Source organism: Acinetobacter sp. ANC 4636, from assembly GCF_054454555.1.
Genome location: NZ_JBTKVD010000002.1, coordinates 1 through 19,572, shown reverse-complemented (window position 1 = coordinate 19,572; position 19,572 = coordinate 1). Strand labels below are relative to the sequence as shown.

General features: G+C 41.1%; 21 protein-coding genes and 1 pseudogene. 11 read left to right on the top strand and 11 right to left on the bottom strand.

Features of this window, described 5'->3' with window-relative positions; genetic code table 11:
* Window positions 1-40 precede the first annotated feature (40 nt).
* Entirely contained in the window at window positions 41-616 is a 576-nt protein-coding gene (locus tag ACX1N5_RS02155) for a nitroreductase family protein (protein WP_458799868.1), read from the bottom strand.
* A 284-nt stretch (window positions 617-900) separates the two neighbouring features.
* On the opposite strand from ACX1N5_RS02155, the gene ACX1N5_RS02150 reads away from it, so the two are divergent.
* Window positions 901-1,398, top strand: a complete 498-nt coding sequence (locus ACX1N5_RS02150) for a YcxB family protein (protein ID WP_116726794.1) — start codon at window positions 901-903, stop codon at window positions 1,396-1,398.
* A gap of 21 nt (window positions 1,399-1,419) precedes the next feature.
* Window positions 1,420-2,067: pseudogene (locus ACX1N5_RS02145) on the top strand (fumarylacetoacetate hydrolase family protein); the annotation flags it as partial.
* 29 nt (window positions 2,068-2,096) lie between these two features.
* Here the strand turns inward: ACX1N5_RS02145 and ACX1N5_RS02140 are convergent.
* Window positions 2,097-3,380: a YihY family inner membrane protein gene (locus ACX1N5_RS02140; RefSeq protein ID WP_458799815.1), complete on the bottom strand. Its 1,284-nt coding sequence runs from the start codon at window positions 3,378-3,380 to the stop codon at window positions 2,097-2,099.
* 108 nt (window positions 3,381-3,488) lie between these two features.
* Between ACX1N5_RS02140 and wrbA the strand changes: the two genes are divergently transcribed.
* A complete protein-coding gene (wrbA, locus tag ACX1N5_RS02135; RefSeq protein WP_458799817.1) occupies window positions 3,489-4,088 on the top strand; it encodes an NAD(P)H:quinone oxidoreductase in 600 nt (199 codons plus the stop codon).
* A 105-nt stretch (window positions 4,089-4,193) separates the two neighbouring features.
* Here the strand turns inward: wrbA and ACX1N5_RS02130 are convergent, their stop codons facing one another.
* The 3 genes from ACX1N5_RS02130 to ACX1N5_RS02120 form a co-directional block, all read right to left on the bottom strand.
* Window positions 4,194-4,769 carry a xanthine phosphoribosyltransferase gene (locus ACX1N5_RS02130; protein WP_458799819.1) on the bottom strand — a complete coding sequence of 192 codons (576 nt, stop codon included), beginning with the start codon at window positions 4,767-4,769 and terminating at the stop codon, window positions 4,194-4,196.
* 94 nt (window positions 4,770-4,863) lie between these two features.
* A complete protein-coding gene (locus tag ACX1N5_RS02125; protein WP_458799821.1) occupies window positions 4,864-5,568 on the bottom strand; it encodes a DUF3108 domain-containing protein in 705 nt (234 codons plus the stop codon).
* A gap of 93 nt (window positions 5,569-5,661) precedes the next feature.
* Window positions 5,662-6,318: a hypothetical protein gene (locus ACX1N5_RS02120; RefSeq protein ID WP_458799823.1), complete on the bottom strand. Its 657-nt coding sequence runs from the start codon at window positions 6,316-6,318 to the stop codon at window positions 5,662-5,664.
* A gap of 206 nt (window positions 6,319-6,524) precedes the next feature.
* On the opposite strand from ACX1N5_RS02120, the gene ACX1N5_RS02115 reads away from it, so the two are divergent.
* The gene (locus tag ACX1N5_RS02115; protein WP_458799824.1) at window positions 6,525-7,406 is read left to right on the top strand and encodes an energy transducer TonB; all 882 of its coding nucleotides are present in this window, start codon (window positions 6,525-6,527) and stop codon (window positions 7,404-7,406) included.
* A 25-nt stretch (window positions 7,407-7,431) separates the two neighbouring features.
* Here ACX1N5_RS02115 and ACX1N5_RS02110 read toward each other — a convergent pair whose 3' ends face one another.
* Genes ACX1N5_RS02110 through miaB form a run of 4 tightly spaced genes read right to left on the bottom strand, consistent with a single transcriptional unit; the run spans window position 7,432 to window position 10,820 of the window.
* A complete protein-coding gene (locus ACX1N5_RS02110) occupies window positions 7,432-7,731 on the bottom strand; it encodes an antibiotic biosynthesis monooxygenase family protein (protein WP_131379393.1) in 300 nt (99 codons plus the stop codon).
* Between the two features lie 20 nt (window positions 7,732-7,751).
* On the bottom strand, window positions 7,752-8,231 hold the full coding sequence (gene ybeY, locus ACX1N5_RS02105) for an rRNA maturation RNase YbeY (RefSeq protein WP_458799827.1): 480 nt from the start codon (window positions 8,229-8,231) through the stop codon (window positions 7,752-7,754).
* 9 nt (window positions 8,232-8,240) lie between these two features.
* A complete protein-coding gene (locus ACX1N5_RS02100; protein WP_004754169.1) occupies window positions 8,241-9,323 on the bottom strand; it encodes a PhoH family protein in 1,083 nt (360 codons plus the stop codon).
* Window positions 9,324-9,362: 39 nt separating this feature from the next.
* A complete protein-coding gene (gene miaB, locus ACX1N5_RS02095; protein ID WP_458799829.1) occupies window positions 9,363-10,820 on the bottom strand; it encodes a tRNA (N6-isopentenyl adenosine(37)-C2)-methylthiotransferase MiaB in 1,458 nt (485 codons plus the stop codon).
* A gap of 254 nt (window positions 10,821-11,074) precedes the next feature.
* Here miaB and ACX1N5_RS02090 point away from each other — a divergent pair, with 254 nt between their 5' ends.
* The 4 genes from ACX1N5_RS02090 (at window position 11,075) to ACX1N5_RS02075 (ending at window position 15,402) form a co-directional block, all read left to right on the top strand.
* Entirely contained in the window at window positions 11,075-13,045 is a 1,971-nt protein-coding gene (locus ACX1N5_RS02090) for a lytic transglycosylase domain-containing protein (RefSeq protein ID WP_458799831.1), read from the top strand.
* A gap of 31 nt (window positions 13,046-13,076) precedes the next feature.
* On the top strand, window positions 13,077-13,745 hold the full coding sequence (locus ACX1N5_RS02085; RefSeq protein ID WP_458799833.1) for a ribonuclease T2 family protein: 669 nt from the start codon (window positions 13,077-13,079) through the stop codon (window positions 13,743-13,745).
* A 269-nt stretch (window positions 13,746-14,014) separates the two neighbouring features.
* Entirely contained in the window at window positions 14,015-15,001 is a 987-nt protein-coding gene (locus ACX1N5_RS02080) for a malate dehydrogenase (RefSeq protein ID WP_004754160.1), read from the top strand.
* Window positions 15,002-15,150: 149 nt separating this feature from the next.
* Complete coding sequence (locus ACX1N5_RS02075) at window positions 15,151-15,402, top strand: DUF2789 family protein (RefSeq protein WP_458799835.1); 252 nt, start codon at window positions 15,151-15,153, stop codon at window positions 15,400-15,402.
* A gap of 48 nt (window positions 15,403-15,450) precedes the next feature.
* Here the strand turns inward: ACX1N5_RS02075 and ACX1N5_RS02070 are convergent, their stop codons facing one another.
* Both ACX1N5_RS02070 and ACX1N5_RS02065 read right to left on the bottom strand, forming a co-directional pair.
* A complete protein-coding gene (locus ACX1N5_RS02070; protein WP_131379384.1) occupies window positions 15,451-15,978 on the bottom strand; it encodes a hypothetical protein in 528 nt (175 codons plus the stop codon).
* 80 nt (window positions 15,979-16,058) lie between these two features.
* On the bottom strand, window positions 16,059-16,661 hold the full coding sequence (locus ACX1N5_RS02065; protein WP_458799838.1) for a 2OG-Fe(II) oxygenase: 603 nt from the start codon (window positions 16,659-16,661) through the stop codon (window positions 16,059-16,061).
* Between the two features lie 118 nt (window positions 16,662-16,779).
* On the opposite strand from ACX1N5_RS02065, the gene ACX1N5_RS02060 reads away from it, so the two are divergent.
* The 3 genes from ACX1N5_RS02060 to ACX1N5_RS02050 form a co-directional block, all read left to right on the top strand.
* Window positions 16,780-17,637: a 23S rRNA (adenine(2030)-N(6))-methyltransferase RlmJ gene (locus ACX1N5_RS02060; RefSeq protein WP_458799840.1), complete on the top strand. Its 858-nt coding sequence runs from the start codon at window positions 16,780-16,782 to the stop codon at window positions 17,635-17,637.
* Window positions 17,638-17,678: 41 nt separating this feature from the next.
* On the top strand, window positions 17,679-18,494 hold the full coding sequence (gene pssA, locus ACX1N5_RS02055; RefSeq protein ID WP_131379380.1) for a CDP-diacylglycerol--serine O-phosphatidyltransferase: 816 nt from the start codon (window positions 17,679-17,681) through the stop codon (window positions 18,492-18,494).
* 29 nt (window positions 18,495-18,523) lie between these two features.
* A partial coding sequence (locus tag ACX1N5_RS02050) for a DUF6670 family protein (RefSeq protein WP_458799842.1) occupies window positions 18,524-19,572 on the top strand: 1,049 nt, incomplete at its 3' end.

The following is a 19,572-nucleotide window of genomic DNA, read 5'->3' as shown; positions in this document are numbered from 1 at the left end:
GCATTGATTGCGGTTTTTTTGTGCCTGCTGTTTTTGTGACTTAAGCAAAGGTTTTAAAACGATCAGCATCATCCATAAATGTTTTTTCACCTGCTTCAGCTCCAATTGAACCAAACACCAATTGCGCACGTAATTTCCAGTGTTCAGGTACAGCAAATGTTTGTGCCACTTCCTGATCAATAATTGGATTGTAGTGTTGTAATGATGCACCAATATTTTGTTCAGCTAGGGCTGACCATACCGCAAATTGGGCAATGGCAGTTGAATGCTCTGACCAAACAGGGAAATTATCAGCATAAGCGGTAAATTGTTCCTGTAAGCCTTTCACCACATTTTGATCTTCATAAAATAAAACAGTACCTGCGCCTGCAGAAAAGCTTTGAATTTTTTGTTGAGTGGCAGCAAAAGCCTCATTTGGCACAAGTTTACGCAATGTTTCCAATACGATTGACCAAAAATTTTCATGGGATTGACCAAATAAAATCACAGCACGTGAAGACTGTGAGTTAAATGATGATGGACTGGCTTTGATGGCATTCTGGATGAGCTGTTCAATTTCGGCAGGAGATTGGCTGAGGTTACGACCAATCGCATAAATTGAGCGGCGTTTTTCCATGATTTCTAAAAAAGATAAAGTTGCGATTTCAGTTGAAGATTCGACAGGTTTATTGTTTAAACCAAAAAGTTTAGCAAAGAAAGACATTCGTTTATTCCTAAAATATGCGGTGCTTGAGATTTATTGTATAGTTTTACATTTATGGTTAAATAACATATTTACAATTGAATGTTCTATTTATGCAATGATGGGGAGGCTGTTGCAAAATAGCACAGAGATTGATTTTAAAAGCGGAGGGGATTGTGGTCTAATAGCGATACTTTCTTGAGTATTTGCAGCATGTTATGACAGATCAGAAACCTGCCTTATCTTTGCGTTATGCCCTAAATTTAGAAGAATCACAAGATGGTTTTGGGCTTGCAACTTTTGGTAAAAAACAAATTACCCGTTTTCTTACACCACTCATTAGTTTGGGAATTATTGTGTATGGCTTTTACATCGGTTTTTCTGGTGTAGGTCGCTATTATGTCGGTCTGGGTGTTTTCTTTTTAGTTTTACAAATTGCCATGCGTTATTGGTTGTTGCCAACCTTGTTTAAACGTCAGTTCGTCAAATATCAGGCTGCCAGAAGTGAGCAGGGTATTGATCTATATCAGCATTATTTTGAATTATATTCGGGTGGGCGTAAGCAGCAGTACCCGTATAGTGAAGTTCAAAATTTTGCTCAAGGTAAACTGACGTATATGCTGGAACTTAAAACCCGTAATGTGGTGATTGTACCAAAACGTGTTTTTACCCAGCCTGATGAACAACGTCTTTTTGAACATAGCTTTAAAAAATAAACGAACCAAGAGAGCAAAGGAAGTCGTATGAGTTATCGTCCAAATAAAATCGTTTGTGTGGGCCGTAGTTACGCAGATCATGCCAAAGAATTGGGTAATGCCGTTCCAGATCGCCCAGTGCTATTTATTAAACCTGCCAGTAGTTTGATTGGTTTGGGCGATGGAATTTCATGGAATGAGGCGCTTGGTAGTTGTCATCATGAGTGTGAGCTGACTCTGCGTATAGATCAGACTTTAAAGGCGGAAACTGATCCAGTAAAAGCTCTTGAAGCGATTGGTGCAGTGACTTTAGGTTTGGATTTAACTTTACGTGATTTGCAGACAGAACTGAAAAACAAAGGTCAGCCGTGGGAGCGCGCCAAGTCATTTGATGGTGCTTGTGTGCTTGCCGATTGGGTCTATGTCAGTGAAATCGAAGATTGGAAAAATGTACATTACACGCTAGAAGTGAATGACGCTGTTCGTCAGTCAGGCGATACGGCATTTTTATTGTTCCCGATTGGGGAAATGCTGTGTGACATGAGTCAGGCATTTACCATTGAAGCAGGTGATGTCGTGATGACAGGTACACCTGCGGGCGTTGCAGCGCTTACAGCAGGTGATCAGCTTACGATGACACTCAAGGGTAAGACTCAGGATTTTGTTTGGAAAACTTTCGTTAAAGCCTAACTGATGTATATTGAAAAAACCGAGTGTGATCACTCGGTTTTTTTATGCAAGGTAATTTGTGTTGTAGTGTCATTGGCTTCAAACAAACTCGACAGTGGTACTGATAAATGGCTGCTTAAATAATCATCTGCATTATTGAGGAGCGGAGCGAGTTGTTTTACCCATTCATCATCATCGTGGATATTGCAGACATCCTGACGTAGTGGAAGGGTAAATGGCAAGGCATTGTAAAAACTCCAGAAATCGACCTGAGAAAGATTGCGAATCAGTGCGTATTCATCACCATCGATACGTTTAATCAGATGTTGACGTTGCAGCAGTTCAACATAAGCAGGCCAGCGTCCAATTTCACCTCGCCCCAAAATTTTTAAAGCTTCTTTATCGTTGACGGTTTCTCCAAGTTTTTGCTTGTTGTAAAACATTTCTAAAATGTCGAGCAGCATAATGACAGGATGACGTTTCTGGCGATTACCTGTGCTAAATGAGGTGAGGGCAAAACTGACTTCAACACCGAGTAAGACAATATTCCATGATAAATAAATCCATAACAGGAAAATCGGCACAGCAGCAAACGCGCCGTAAATGAGTTCATAACTGGTAAAATTTGCCATCATGAAGCCGAAAAAACTTTTCAGTAACTGAAATACAGTGCCGCTGAATAATCCTGCCATTGCTGCTGCTGTTATGGGTACGGAGCGATTGGGAATGGTCCAGTAAAGAATAAAAAAACCAAGTATAATCAGTATGTAAGATATAAATCCTAAAAAAAGAGTGCCATCGATTTCATAACCCACAAAGTTATTACTGAGAATGTTGAGTGATGCAACGGTTGAGGAAATCACAAAAGCACTGCCAAGCAGAATTGGTCCAAGTGAAATAATTGTCCAGTAACGCATAAAACCAATGATGCCACCACGTTGCTGCTTGACTCGCCAAATGCGGTTAAAAGCTTCTTCGATACTGGTCAGCATCATCAGTGAGGTCATAAATAAAAACAGAATACCAATGGTGGTCAGATTGCTAGATTTTTCAGCAAAAGAGTTAAAGGCTTGATCAAAGGCAATACTGCTTCGGGGAAGAAAATTACTATAAATTAAATGTTGTACCTGCTGCCGAGCAGGTTCGAGTGCTTTAATTGATGAAATGATCACGAGAAAAACCGTGAGCATGGGGACAACGGCAAACAAAGTTGTATAGGTGAGCGATGCCGCTTTGTCACGGCAGCGATCATTTTCAAAACGCATAATCGTAAATAAGATAAATTGAAACCATTTTTTTTCATAAAATGGTAAGCGTGTCATGAGTTTTTGCATAACCTAGACCTAATTGTTTTAATGCGCATTTATGTAATATTGCTCTAAGGCTACCAAAAAATTGCCAAAATACCGTATAGTTTTCTTTTTTATTATCTTTCAGACCTAATGCAAGCTTATATTTTAGTACTTTATTACAGCAAATATGGTTCAACCAAAGACATGGCACATTTAATTGCCGATGGAATTGAAACTGTCGGGATGTCTGCCAAAATTCGTACTGTTCCGCAGCTTGCAACGTCAGTTGAAGTTGCCGCACCGAGTATTCCTGAAGACGGCGATATTTACTGTAGTTTAGATGATCTTGCAGGATGTGCTGGTTTGGCGCTCGGTTCACCAACGCGTTTTGGTAATATGGCCAGTGAAATGAAATATTTTTGGGATCAAACCACGACTTTATGGCTGAGTGGTGCATTGCATAACAAACCTGCCTGTGTGTTTACATCATCGGGTTCCATGCATGGTGGACAGGAAAGTACTTTGTTGAGCATGTTACCGCCATTGTTTCATCATGGCATGATGATTTTGGGATTAACCAATGCACATCCTGCATTGTCTAATACCAAGTCGGGTGGGACGCCGTATGGTGCAACTCATGTCAGTGGCGCACGTCATGATCAAGGCTTAACTGCGGAAGAAAAAGCTTTATGTTTTGAGCAGGGTAAGCGTTTAGGTGATGTAGCCATCAAGCTGCTGGGTGGGCAATAAATCGTTCAATGCCGAGCAATCAACGGTGGATTTATTTGGGCAAGCATTCCAACTTAAATCCACCATATGGTCAAAAAAAAGAGCGAATAAATCGCTCTTTTTTATTTAATCTCTAACGAAAGTTACCTGACTATCATTTAATGACTCGACACGTGCGAGTGATTCAACGCGGTAGCCTTTGTCCAGCAATAACTGACGTCCAGTTTGGAAGGATTTTTCAATCACAATACCAATACCAACGACTTCCGCTTGGGCCTGATGGATCAAATCAATCAAACCGAGCGCAGCTTGACCATTTGCCAAGAAATCATCAATCACAAGAACTTTATCAGTTGCATGTAAGTACTTGTTTGAAATGGCGATGGTACTTGTAGTCTGTTTGGTAAATGAATGTACCTGAGCTTTGTACAAATCATTTTTCAGCGTTAAAGACTGATGTTTACGTGCGAAAATCACAGGAACACCAAGCTCTAAACCTGCCATGACCGCAGGTGCGATACCTGAAGCTTCAATGGTAATGATTTTGGTAATTCCTTGATCTTTAAAACGAGCAGCAAATTCATGCCCGATCTGTTGCATCAACACAGGGTCAATTTGATGATTTAAGAAAGCGTCTACTTTGAGAACTTGATCAGATAGAACGATACCTTCACTTAAGATTTTCTGTTCTAGTGCTTGCACAGGGAGGAACCTCTAAGGAACGGATGCTTTTTTAAGCAAAGGCGTATTTTAAAAAGCATCCGAAAAATTGCAAGTCAAAATTGCAAAAATACGGTTATTTGGTCGCCCCTTGATAACCTGTGAGCAGAATTCCATACGAGCTACGACCATCATTATGTGCGACTTTGACTGGTAAATAGTCCAGTTTTGGTGCTAACCAGAAAATGGTATTACGCTCATCTTTTCCATGATCCAGTTTGACTTTAATGGTGCTAAATGTGCCGTAAGGTGTTACGAGATTTTCCGTGCCCAGTTTAATAAATTTGCGTTGGGCAACGCCTTTAGCATCGGTAATATAATAGTTGTTTTTCAGCCCCGTTTTTTTTAAGTCTTCACGAATTTGTACTTCGGCATTGAGCTCATCTAAAGCACCTGATTTCCATGCGAAAGAATTTGCTTTACCTTTACGATTGGTCGCAATGGTTTTTCCTGCAGGATTAAAATGAATTTTAAAGGAGTCTGACAGCCCAATATAATTAGCATTACGGGTAAAACTATTGGAAATCACATGATCATCCAGTAACGAGAAGTTACTGGTTTCGGTTGCTGATGCTAAAATACCTGCTTTTGCTGCAAAGACATACGTCCAGTTATTGCCATTTTGTTGAAGGATCCGTGTTGCAGAACCCATATTGTGACCATTATAGGAAAATTGATAGGTGGCCTTAAATGGGCTCAGCGCCATAGCTTGGCTTGAGCAGATCAATGCTGCTCCAGCAAGTACAACGGCAGATAAAGAGGTAAGTTGTTGCTTGAGCATAAATATATCCTGGAACTTTTAATATTTTATGGTGATATAAATTAATCTGAAAAACTGGATCAATCGCATATTTTTTGTATGTTTATGATCACATTATGTGGTTGTTTTGCTTACAGGTGTTGCTTCTGCGTCGTCAGTACTGCTGTTAACTTTTCTAAAAAGTGCTTCCAAATTAACATTACCTAAAACCACCAGTTCGGCTTCACGTAGTACGGCATGATTGACATGGACTTTGCCTAAGGTTTCAATAATTGACGGGTTTTTACCCAGCCAGCGATTTAGATCAAGATAGAGTAAATCGTCTTTCACTTCGACAACATTGAAGCGCTGCAAAATCGTACCTAGCGGATCTTTATCCAAGACCTTCTGATAAAAAAACAGAGCAAATTTAAAGCCTATTTTTTGTAAAATATTTTTAAATTTGGCTTCAATGACTTGAGTCTGGCTGATTTGCTCAAATACGAGTAACTGTGTATCTTTGTTCAGTTCCATTTGTAAAAGCTTTAAATCAACTGACAGAGTAGTATCTAAGCCTTTAACATTGAGCGTGGCATACAGGCGTAGCCAATCATCATGCACGTCTGCATGCAAGTCCTGTAAAATCTTGACGTTATCGGTCACAAAACGTTTGAAGGTTGCATTTAAAAATACTTGTGACAATGCAAATTCGCGCTCTTCTTCAATAAATCCCCCAGCCTTACGGTATACCTCGCGGATACGTTTAGAAAAATTGGAAATTAGCGTCTGCATAGATCAGGTCCAAAAAATAGTTTTTTATACTGGTTGCAATCTTATTGAATTAGATGAAAAATTCACATCTATTTTTTATACTCGTTCTTGCAAAATGAACATTTGATGTTTTTGTGCAAAAAAGAGTATAAAACTGCATTTTTCTCTAAAAAATCGCATATTTATATGTTACGTGTATTTTTGGCAAGTTTGGTCGTTTTAATGTTATGACAAAGCAACACTCGATTCAGCAAAAAATAACACTGTCTTGGTGGCAAGATTCAGTATTTATGGTGGCAGCCCTTTCAGCGTTGCTACTGCATTTGGTTTTGCTGTGCATACGTTTTGCCATGCCTCAAGCCGATCAGTCTTTGCATCAGGAAATTGCCGTGACGATTCGACCAAGCAAAGAGGCTGTTGAAAAAGCAGACTTTATTGCACAGGAAGATCAACAAGGTTCAGGCATTTTTCGACAAAAACACCGTACGTCAACCAATCTTGCTCCAGCAGATGAGTCTCAATCAGCAGGAGATCAACAATTACAACAACTAGAAATGGTAAAGCAGCAGCGCGAGTTAAAATTTGAAGAAAAAGTACTCATGACAGTCTTGAGCTGGCAAAAGCAAAGTGAGGATCAGCACCGTAAAAAAGCTATGGATGAATTACAAAGCCAGTATCAAGCTAAGGCCGCGATGGTTGCCAGCTTAGAAGCACAATATTTGCAACGCCAGCAGGATTTTAGCCGCCAGCAAAAAATTAAGACAGTCGATGGTATTCAGGCAAAGCGTGATGCGTCTGCTGCATACTTAAATAAATTTCGTGAAAAAGTTGAATTGTATGGCAACCGTTATTATCCAGAGCAGGCAAAACAACAGCACTGGTCGGGTGAGGTTCGCCTCATGGTGATTCTCAACAGTGAGGGTGGGGTGCGTGCAATTCACTTATTGCAAAGCTCTGGGCATGCTGTTTTAGATGAGGCAGCAAAGAATTCCGTACGCCGTGGTGCACCTTTCGGGCGTTTTGACGCCAGTATGAAAGATATTTCTGAGCTACGTATTGTTCGGACGTGGCGCTTTGATCCTGCTGAGGCAGAGTTTGAAGTAAAATAAAAAATCGGGAGTAAATCCCGATTTTTTATTTTAAGTTGCGATGTTGGTACTGGCGCTGTATTTCACAGACTTCAACGCTATAGTGCTTATACCAGCGTTTCTGTCCAGTTTGTTGAGCCACTATATGTTCACGATCTTGTTGCCAACGCTGAATACTTTTAAGGTCAGACCAGTAAGACAGCGCTAGCTCCTGTCCATTTTCCGTATAAGACTCAAACTTGAGACAGTCATATTCAGACAAGGCTTTTTGTCTTAGATGTTGTGCAAGCTGGCTGTATTCATGATCAAGCTGTGCAATCTCAGCTTTGAAAATCACCACAAACATCAGATTGCACTCCAACGCATTTATAGATCTTGATAGGGATTATCTAAACTGAGTTTACTGAGGATCTCAACTTCGAGATTCTCCATTTCTTCAGCGTCCTGTTCGCCAGTTTCATGGTCATAGCCCAACAAATGTAGCGTACCATGTACCAGCATATGGGTAAAATGAACCAGAGGTTTTTTCTTTTGCTGATCTGCTTCATGAAGCACAACAGGAATACAGATCACCAAATCACCTAATGGGAAAGCGTCCAGCATCGGCAGTACTTCTTCAGGAATATCACTGGGAAAAGATAAAACATTGGTCGGTTTATCTTTTTGGCGATACTGCAAATTCAGCGCGTGGCTTTCTGTATTATCCACACAAGCGATGCCGATCTCACAATCTTGCTGCATGCCAACATGACGTAAAGTAGTCTCAATGACTTTTTTTATATAACTGCGTTTTAGCACCAATTCAGGTGCTAAAACGTCTTGTTGTAACGAAAGATTAAGTTTCAAAATTTGTCCTTAAGCGTCCTGATGCTGAGCATCTGCTGCTACATCATTTTCCTGAACTAGAGCTTCGTGACGTGCTTTACGTGCAGCACGTTCTTCAGCACCAATTCGGTGTTGCTCACTGTCCCAGCCTTCATAGGCCTCGACAATTTTTTGTACCAGCTGATGACGCACCACATCACGTGAGTGGAAGCGGGTAATATGAATTTCGGTCACAGGTTCAAGTACACGTAAAGCATGAGCTAAACCTGACTGCTGGCCACGTGGCAAGTCAACTTGAGTAATATCACCTGTAATGACGGCACGTGAACCAAAACCTAAACGGGTGAGGAACATTTTCATTTGTTCAGGTGTGGTGTTTTGGGCTTCATCCAAAATCACGAAGGAGTGATTCAAGGTACGACCACGCATGTAGGCCAAAGGCGCAACTTCAATCACTTGGCGTTCAATCAGTTTCGCTACCTTTTCAAAGCCTAGCATTTCATACAATGCATCGTAGAGTGGGCGTAAATACGGGTCAATTTTCTGGCTTAAATCACCTGGCAAGAAACCCAGTTTTTCACCTGCTTCAACCGCAGGTCGAACCAGTAAAATACGCTGGATTTCATTACGTTCCAGCATATCGACAGCTGCGGCAACGGCTAAATAGGTTTTACCTGTCCCCGCAGGACCAATACCAAAGGAAATGTCACTTTGCAAAATACGTTGTACATAGCGTTTTTGGTTTGCACCACGTGGGTTAATCCGCCCTTTTCGTGTTTGCAACCAGATACTATCCAACCCGGTATGTTCCTGACCTTCATCATCCATGAGATCACGTTCGGTCTGGCTACCTTGAATCATCATGTGTAACTGATCTGCACTCACGGAAGAGGACAGTTCTGCTTCTTCATGCAGTCGCTGTAGGAGAGTTTCTGCTCTCTCCACCGCTTCAATATCCCCATCGATATAGAAAACATCACCTCGATGAGTAATTTGGACATCTAAACGTTGTTCGATTTGTTTCAAGTGAGCGTTATAAGCACCCAACATGCTTTTTAAACGCTCCATTGAAATACCCGGAAAAGATACTGTACGTCGGATCGCTGCAGTCAAGACAATTCCTTTAAGTGTTGTTTAGTCTATAGCCCTACATTACGCCACGTCAGGCTCAAGATTCAAGAGCTCTCCATAGACTAAATTTAAAGTTTTGATTTCAGTAATCTCGATTTCTGCAAAACGACCCAGCCATGCTACATCGCCAATAAATGTGACTAAGCGGGTATTGTCTGCCGTGCCGACTAACAGGTTTGGATCTTTCTCGGAAACATTTTCGATCAGGACACGTTGAACAGTACCAAGCATGGCATCTGTCTTGTCGATACTGGACTGCTTAATGACTTTTTGTACCTGTGCCAGACGCTCTTTTTTCACGTCTTCAGGTGTCGTGTCTTCAAGCTCTGAAGCAGGTGTACCTGGGCGTTTAGAGTAAATGAAGCTATAAGAATGATCGAAATCTAAATCTTTAATGAACTGCAAAGTTTCAGCAAAATGTTCATCAGTTTCACCTGGGAAACCGATAATAAAGTCACTCGATAAATGCATGTCTGGGCGGATTGCACGTAACTTTTCAATTTTATTGATATAAACATCAATCGTGTGGTTACGTTTCATTGCCTGTAACACTGCATTTGAGCCGCTTTGCACAGGTAAGTGTAAATGCGACACCATTTGCGGCAGGTCACGGTAACATTGGATCAGGTCATCCGAAAATTCAAGTGGATGCGATGTTGTGTAGCGTAAACGGCCAATGCCCGGGATTTCCGAGACCAAACGCAACAAGTCTGCAAAAGTACAGATATTGCCATCGAAGGTTTCACCCCGATAACCATTGACATTTTGTCCAAGCAGGCTGATTTCACGTACGCCTTTTTCTGCAAGTCCTGCAATTTCTGCCAAGACATCGTCTAGTGGACGTGAAACTTCCTCACCACGGGTATACGGTACAACACAGAAAGAACAGTATTTTGAGCAGCCTTCCATAATTGAAACAAAGGCTTTGTAACCTTCAACACGCGGTTCAGGCAAGAAGTCGAATTTTTCAATATCAGGGAAGGAAATATCGACCAGTTTTATTTTATCTTGCTTTGGTTTTTCAATCTGTTCTTGGTGCTGGTCCAGCATTTGCGGTAAACGGTGCAAAGTTTGCGGACCAAAAACCATATCGACATACGGCGCACGTTTTTGGATGTTGTCACCTTCTTGTGATGCGACACAACCACCCACACCAATAATCAGGTCAGGATTTTTTTCTTTAAGTTTGCGCCAGCGCCCAAGTTCACTGAATACTTTTTCCTGTGCTTTTTCGCGAATCGAACAGGTGTTCATCAGTAAGATGTCGGCATCTTTCGGATCATTGGTGAGCTCGTAACCATGCGAGTCGCCGAGCAAGTCTGCCATACGGTGACTGTCATATTCATTCATTTGACACCCTTGAGTTTCAATGTACAGCTTTTTGACTGTATTTGAAGCATCAGAGGTGTGCAAAGGCTGGGTGACAGTGTTTTCTGAGGCAGCTTCGGCACGTGCTGGAATGAAGGTCTGAACCGTCATGTAGGCTCCTGAAAAATAGGGCTAAGTGATCAGATGCTGAGAAGCATGATGCTGAAACACTTTGGCAGAGAATAAAAGGAGCGGTATTTTAGCATTTTTTGTTTTGAAGCTATAGCTCTTTTAGTTTTTCCCAATCAGTAGAAAATTGCTGATTATTTGTGCAAAATTATTACATAACATAACAACAACAATGCATGTATTAACATTAAACTGAGGGCAAAAATTGCAGGGCAAGCGAAGGTGTATTCGGCTATATGAACAGATTGCGGGTTTTATGTGCAACAACATATCAATTTTATGGCCGTTTACTTGCCTTGGGATGTGTTTTGGGGACAAGTTGTGTCGCATCTGCTGCCGAAGAGCAGTTTAATGATGCATTAAGAGCTGCCAGCTCAGGAAATACCGCATTATTAGACCAGTATTCTGCCAGTATGCAACAAGATAGCTTGGGATATTATCCTGAATATTGGAAGCTTAACATGAGCTTAGGTTATCAACCTTCAGGTAATATTATCGACTTTGCCAAACGTTACCCACAGTCGACGATGGCTGAAAAACTTGCCGCAGATTATGTCGAAGAAAAAGTTAAACAAGCTGATTATAATAATGCTCGACCTGTTATTCCTTATGTAACTAATCCTGATCAGGCAGAAAGCTGTGCAGTCGCACAGGTACGTGCGAAGTCAGATGATCCACTGGTTTTTGCTGAGTTTAAAGATCTTTGGTTAAATACAGGTAATTTGCCTGAATCTTGTCAGGGGCTTGGGCAAATGATGCTGACTAGCCCCTTGATGAGCACACAAGATAAACAGCAGCGCTTGTGGGGGGAGTTACGTGCTGGACAAATAGGTAAGGCGCAAGTGACAGCGAGTGCTATGGGGGTGAATCTCTCCTTGGCGCAGTTCAACCAAATTCAAAGTAATCCGTTAAATTATTTATGGTCAGCACCTAAAAACAATGACGCGGACTATGCCTATCTGATTTTTGCGCTTGCTCGCTTGACTGAGACCGATCTGGATTCGGGTTTAAGTGCCACCAATCGTGCTGCGGAAAATGTGCCTGAAGCTGTACAGAAATATTTGTATCGAACAGTAGCTTATATTGGTGGAACAACCGTACTCAAAAATAATTTTAACCGTATTGTATTGAACTATTTTGATGCCAGTTATGGTGGTTTGCCATTTAGCCCAGAAGAAGCTGAAGTCTATGCGCGCCAAGCAGTACGTTTTGGCGCTTGGAACAGTGTGATGCGTGCTATTGGCAGTATGACCATCACCCAGCAGCAGGAAGATCGCTGGCAGTATTGGTTAGGTCGGGCTTATGAGCAGCGCGGCGATGCCAATTCAAAACGCATTGCGATGGGGATTTATCAGCGGTTGGCGCAAAGTGGTGATGATTATCATAACTTGTTAGCGCAAGAGCGTTTAGGTAAAAATTATAACAAACGTGAACAAGCTCAACCTTCAAGCCGCGATTTTCAACGTTTAGATCAAGATATTCATTTTCGCCGTGCATTTACCCTGAAAAAAATTAATGCACCCGACAGTTATACTAACCGCGAATGGAACTGGGCAGTACGTCAGGCATACTTGCGTGAAGATGATGGATTATTGCTAGCTGCTGCTCAGCGTGCTGCTGATTTAGGGTGGTATGATCGGGCAATTTATGCTGCGAACCGCACAGTGAAGAAACATAATGACAATTTGAGCTATTTGACACCGCATCAGAATACCGTGCTGAGTTATAGTCAAAATGTTAATTTAGACCCTGCCTGGGCTTATGGTTTAATGCGTCAGGAAAGTCGTTTTGTGACTCGTGCACGTTCCAATGTTGGAGCGGGAGGTTTAATGCAAATTATGCCTGCAACTGCGAAACAAGTCGCAAAACAAATGGGGGAAACGTATAATCCTGCAGTATTGACGGACATGAATACCAATATTCGTTATGGCACGTATTATTTATCGATGATTCAAGGGCAGCTCAATGGCAATGCTGTCTTGGCAACAGCAGGTTATAATGCTGGCCCAAATCGGGCACGCCGTTGGCAAGCCAATACGGGGGCAATCGCTGCAGATCAATATGTGGAAAGTATTCCGTTGTCAGAAACACGTGATTATGTGAAAAATGTAATGACCAATGCAACGCATTACGGTGCCGTGCTTGGTCAGGGAATACAAAATATTGGTAAATGGATGCGTGCTATTCCAGCACGTATAGAGCAATAAATCTGAGAGATGTAAGATTTTGGTTTTCTACATGGCTAAACAAGGATGTCTAGAGCATTCAGCTTCTCTAATCGTGAGTTTATTGATTGCTATTGGTTTTTTGGTTATTTTCTCTTCAGCCCATGCACAGCCAACCTCAAACCCAAGCCGAGGCTACATTTTACATGTTCAAATGACACCAGCCGTTTGTGCGCTTGACCCTAATCGTAAAAAGCAGCGCAAATGTTTAGAAGGTTATGCCCTGACTGTTGCAGGTTTAGTTCCTGAAGGTCGCTATACGGGATGTGAAACCACTAGCTCGGCAATTTTACCACCGTTACAAGCCAAGGTTGTTGCGCGTATTATTCCTGATGAAGTGTCACGTATTCAGCTTTGGCATAGTGTTGGTGACTGTATGTCTATGTCTGCGGCACAGTATTTTAGAACAATTATTAACTACGCCCAGCGCTTAAAAATTCCCGCTGTTCTAACTGATGCTTCATCACATACGATTCAGCGTCAAACCTTGTTGGCACAGTTTCTGAAACTTAATTCAGGATTGCCTGTCGATGGGATTGAATTTTCCTGTCAAAATAATCATGGAACAACTTTATTGACCCATGTGAGTGTTTGTTACAATAGCAATGGTTCTTATAAGTCATGTACAAGTCATGAACTGTCTAACTGCTCGAAAAATTTCACTATTCAGGGAACGTATTAGTGATGGTGATGATGAGTCATCTGAAGCTCATTTGATGGCTTTAAAAAGATAAAAATACTTGTCAGATACCTTCAGGTTTTTGTTTTGAGCAAATTTAGCTATTAATAAGCCTAATTTTGTTTAAATTATCTATCAGACTTTTGTTGCAAATCATTCTATTTTTTATGCAGGACTCGCAAGATTGGAGTACAATTATTGCCGTTTATGATTAACGATTAAATGGAAAAACTGTTTAATCATATCAACGATCCTCAATTGGAGATAATTACATGAAGCAACCCGTTCGTGTTGCCGTTACTGGCGCTGCAGGTCAAATTGGTTATAGCTTGTTATTCCGTATCGCAAGCGGCGAAATGTTAGGGAAAGACCAACCAGTTATTTTACAATTGCTTGAAATTCCAGTTGAGAAAGCTCAACAAGCGCTTAAAGGCGTGATGATGGAACTTGATGACTGTGCGTTCCCATTATTGGCAGGCATGATCGGTACTGATGATCCAAAAGTTGCATTTAAAGATGCTGACTATGCATTATTGGTTGGTTCACGTCCACGTGGTCCTGGTATGGAACGTGCTGACTTACTTAAAGTAAACGGCGAAATCTTCATTGGTCAAGGTAAAGCACTTAACGAAGTTGCTAGCCGTGATGTTAAAGTGCTTGTTGTAGGTAACCCTGCGAACACTAACGCTTACATCGCAATGAAATCTGCTCCAGATCTTCCAGCGAAAAACTTTACAGCTATGTTGCGTCTTGACCACAACCGTGCGTTGACTCAACTTGCTCAAAAAGCTGGCGTTGCTGTAGCTGACATCGAAAACATGACAGTTTGGGGTAACCACTCTCCAACTATGTATGCTGACTACCGTTTTGCAAATGTAAACGGCGAAAGCTTAAAAGACAAAATCAACGATGCAGCATGGAATAAAGACGTATTCCTTCCTACAGTTGGTAAACGTGGTGCTGCGATCATTGAAGCGCGTGGTTTGTCTTCTGCTGCTTCTGCTGCAAATGCTGCAATCGACCATATGCATGACTGGGCGCTTGGTACAAACGGTCAATGGGTAACTATGGGTATTCCTTCTGACGGTTCTTATGGTATCCCTGAAGGCGTAATGTTCGGTTTCCCTGTAACAACTGAAAACGGTGAATACAAAATCGTTCAAGGTTTGGAAATTGATGAATTCAGCCGTGAACGTATTAACTTTACGTTGAACGAGCTTGAAGAAGAGCGCGCAGCAATTGCTGATATGCTTAAATAATTAAAATTTAATCTTCAAGATTAAATTTGAAAAAGCACTCCATTTTCGGGGTGCTTTTTTTATGGCTTTACACGAATTCAACTGAGTATTGCTCAACAAAAGTGCAGTAATTCCTTAGAATAAAACTAGGTCGCTTTGGAGAATAAAAAATGTTTGAACAACAACCAACACTAAAATTACTGTTTCAACAACTCGGCTTGGCTGCAGAAGCAGAAGCGATAGAGGAGTTTGTCACAACACATCAACTGGCACAAAATGTTGATCTAGCAGATGCTCCATTCTGGAGTGCATCGCAACGCGAGTTTTTACAACATCGTTGTGACCAAGATGATGAATGGGCAATTGTTGTCGATGAACTCAATGAACTATTACATACAGATGCTCAGTATCCTTTGTCTTGATATCGACAACTAAAAAACCTCTATGTGTTGTCATAGAGGTTTTTTTATTTAATGGAACTGCGTTTTAATCAATTCGATAAACCAGATTTCTTGACGCAGCGGCTTAAAGGCTGGATGTGTGTGTAGAAGCTCATGATCATATTCGGAACTGACAACATATTTACGCAGCCAGTGCTTGGTAAGCGCCTGTTCTTTTTTTACCATTGAAGCATATGCCAAGAAGAAATATAAATCGCCGTAGGGTAAATGGGATAATGGTTTTAAAATTTGCTGGGTAATCAGTGCGAATTTATTATCCTGACTGAGCTCAAAATAGATCATATATGCTTTGGCAAGCTGTAAAGATAAATCCACATACAATTGGATCGAGATTTCTTCAAACTCGATCCGAGCCTGTTCCAAAATAGCCAAAGCTTCGTGTAAAAAATAAAGCTGTTCTTGACGATTGTGGCTGAACGTTACCAGCTGCAAGCGTAAATTACCGCGTTCCAAAGCCAGTTCGGGGCTATTGGCTTCTAAATAAAGTTGGTCGGTTTCCCCGATCCGCGCAATAATCTCTTGGCTATTATTCGACATACTTCAATCCTCAATCGCTTATTTGCAGTATATGCGGATATCCCGACACTTTTAAAGTGAGAAAATATTAACTGTGGTGACTATGACCAAATCGAGTGATTGCTACGCATCCATGCTGTAATTGATAAGCGCTGCTGTTTCGCCGCCAAGACTTCATGCAATAAATCACTTTGAAAAAGTGCAATACGATTTGGCTTAGGTTCTAAAATATGCCAGTTTTGCTGTTTATCTTGCAGGCGTAATTGCCCACCCCAGTCTTCATGCCATTCTGCATGTAAATACAATACCGCCGAAATCATACGATCATTCTTTTTCTGAGGGTTATCTCGGTGTAGGGCATAAAATTCACCTGCGTTATAACAGGCAAAGTGTGCTTCCACTTCACGAATCCCGAAGAAAAATGCCTGATTGAGTTCCTGAGCCAGATGCATCAGTGTTGTAACGTGTTGTTCAGCAATCGGCAAATTGTCATTGATCCATAAAATATGATCACTACGAATTTGGCTGACTACGCCATTTTGAATGGCAGCATCCCGAAATTCATTTAAATGGTGCATACATTCCTGATGGACTGATTGTAAATATTCTTCAGAATACGCCTGATCAATCACACTGAATCCAGTGTCATCCAAATCATTGATAATTTTATTAATATCCCATAGGTTTGATAAAGTTTCAGCCATAATTCTCCAAAAAATCTAATCATATAAAAAAGCTGAGCCATTTTAGAACAAGTGCTCAATCCGCATCGATGTTTTTTTCATGTTAAGATAGCTGTTGATTTTAGGAATTGATACAAACATGAATTATCGTCACCATTTTCATGCTGGCAACTTCGCGGATGTCATGAAGCATGTACTTTTGTTACAACTTCTGACGCGCCTGAATGCAAAAGATAAACCTTATCGTTATATTGACACGCATGGCGGTGCGGGAAAATATGACTTGTCAGAAGCGCCTGCCCAAAAGTCAGGGGAATACCTTTCAGGCATTCATCGTCTGGTGCAATTGCCTTCAATTCAGAAACGTCAAGCACCCGAAGCTGTGCAGCAGTATTTGAATTTGGTTGAAAGCATGCGTGCCGAAGACGGGCGTGGTGCTTACCCAGGTTCACCATGGTTTGCTTTGCAAGGTATGCGTGACATCGACAAAGCCACCATTTTTGAAATGCAGCGTGATGTGTTTGAGCAATTACGCCACAATATTCGTGACAAACGTGCAGGCTTGCATGAGCGTGATGCTTATGAAGGATTGCTCGGTGTGATTCCACCGAAAGAAAAACGTGGTTTGGTGATGATTGACCCACCTTACGAATTAGAACGTAAGGATTTTCCTCAATTGGTTGAGCTGTTGGTGAATGCCTATAAAAAATGGCCAACAGGCGTATTTGCGGTATGGTACCCAATTAAAGATCGCCCGATGATTGAACGTTTCGAGAAAAAAATGAGTAAAACGGGGATTCGCCGTCAGCTCGTTTGTGAAATCTGTGTTTGGCCAGATGATACCCCAGTAGGCTTAAATGGCTGTGGTATGTTGATTATTAATCCACCTTGGCAGTTTGCTGAACAAGCAGATCAAGCATTACATTGGTTACTCCCACATTTGCGCATGCAAGAGAACAGTGGTTCAGTTGCAGTCAAATGGTTAGTGGGTGAATAATACATACGGTTTCAATCAAACAATATTGGGGAAGCAACAACATGACCAATGTGCCCAAACACAACGGAGATTGCTCAGATGATGCTTATGATGGGCTAACATTTGAAGTCATCGAAGAAGAACATACGCATGAAGGGCAGCGCATCAAGCGGCGCGGGATTTATTTATGGCCTAACCTGATTACAACAGCAGCATTGTTGTCTGGATTTTATTCGATTATTTCGAGTATGGATGGCCAATTTATACATGCGATTTATGCCATATTTCTGGCAGCATTGTTCGATGGGCTTGATGGTCGTGTGGCACGGGCAATTGGTGCACAAAGTGCTTTTGGTGAGCAATTTGATTCACTTTCCGATTTGATCGCTTTTGGTCTTGCTCCTGCAATCCTGATGTATAGCTGGAGTTTGCACGGTTTGGGGCGTATAGGTTTGGCTTGTTGTTTTGTCTATACTGCGTGTGCTGCCTTTCGTCTGGCACGTTTCAACGTGCAAATCGGCGTGGTCGACAAACGCTACTTTATTGGTGTTGCCAGTCCTTTAGCTGCAATTTTAGTGATCTGTTTGGTTTGGGTGAGTCGTGATTATTCATATGTCTTCAATGTCAAAGAATTATCCACTCAAATCGGATATGCGATTTTTATGGTTGTTGTTGGCTTGCTGATGATTTCCAATATGAAGTATTACTCGTTTAAACAGATGGATCGCAGACGCGTTCCTTTTGTAGTGATGTTGCCTGTAGTACTGATTTTAGCGGCAATGACCTATAACATTCCTGTAGGCATACTGGTGGTTGCAAGTATTTACGCGCTTTCAGGGATTGTGACTACTTTTTTAGCCAGGAAAAAAGTAACATAAAAATAAACACCGAGCTCAAGGAGGTTGTAATGAAGTGGAACAGTTTTTCCAAATCTGCCAAACAGCCTCCAAGCCTTGCAAAATTACAATGGTTGCCAAACGTCCAATATAAAACACTACATTATGGTTTGGTTTTTCTGAATTTACCTCCGCCACTCTATTATCTAAATTTCTTAACTTTGCTTGGCGTTCCCAATATTCCCGTTCTCTATAATCCATCTGAAATTGTTACAACAGAGCTAGATACAGCTTTGGTGTTTAATTCTTGTAGCCTAAATCATTTGAGTTGTTTGCATAGCTATTCAATTCAGGATGATTGTGGGCAAACACCAGAGTTTTTGGACTTCGCACAAAATATAAAAATTATTAAAAATTCAAATGGCTTAAAGCTGATTCAGCAACAGAGTGAATTACAGTTTGAGCTCAATATTCAGTTGCATGCACCTAAATATAAAAATCATCTATTCAATTTGGGTATTGCAGAACAATGGCTTTGCCCGATTGAGATGCACGGAACATTGAGTGATAAACATCAACACTATCAAATTCAAACTACAGGATTATGGAGTTATGCCCGTACAGTTCAGCTACCATTCTGGAACTGGCATTTTTATACAAGACAAATCATACAGGTTGAACAGTGGCAATTTATTTTTTATCAGGTCCGTAATCGATTTAACCAAATTATTCATAGCAAACTTATTGTTTTTGACTTGCAGGAGCAAAAAACTCAGGTATATAACCGAGATGTAGAATTTGAAACTGCCAGAGTCTATCCTAAGGTTATAACTCCAAATGGTGTGAGTATGTATTTACCACGTGAATTTTCATGGCATTTACAACATTCTCAAATTCAATTGCAGCTTTTTGCAACTGCACGAGGCGATTATAAGTTTGGATTTGGTGCAGGATATGTTGGTAGCTTTAGCTATCGGCTCAAATTTAATCAGAAAAATTACCAGTCTGATGCGGGCTATTGTGAATATGTTGATTGCCGTGCATTGAAATGGCAAGAAATAGATCGATCTGAAAAAGAATTTTTATTTCATCTAGCTCAAAATTTAGCCTTCCAACCATT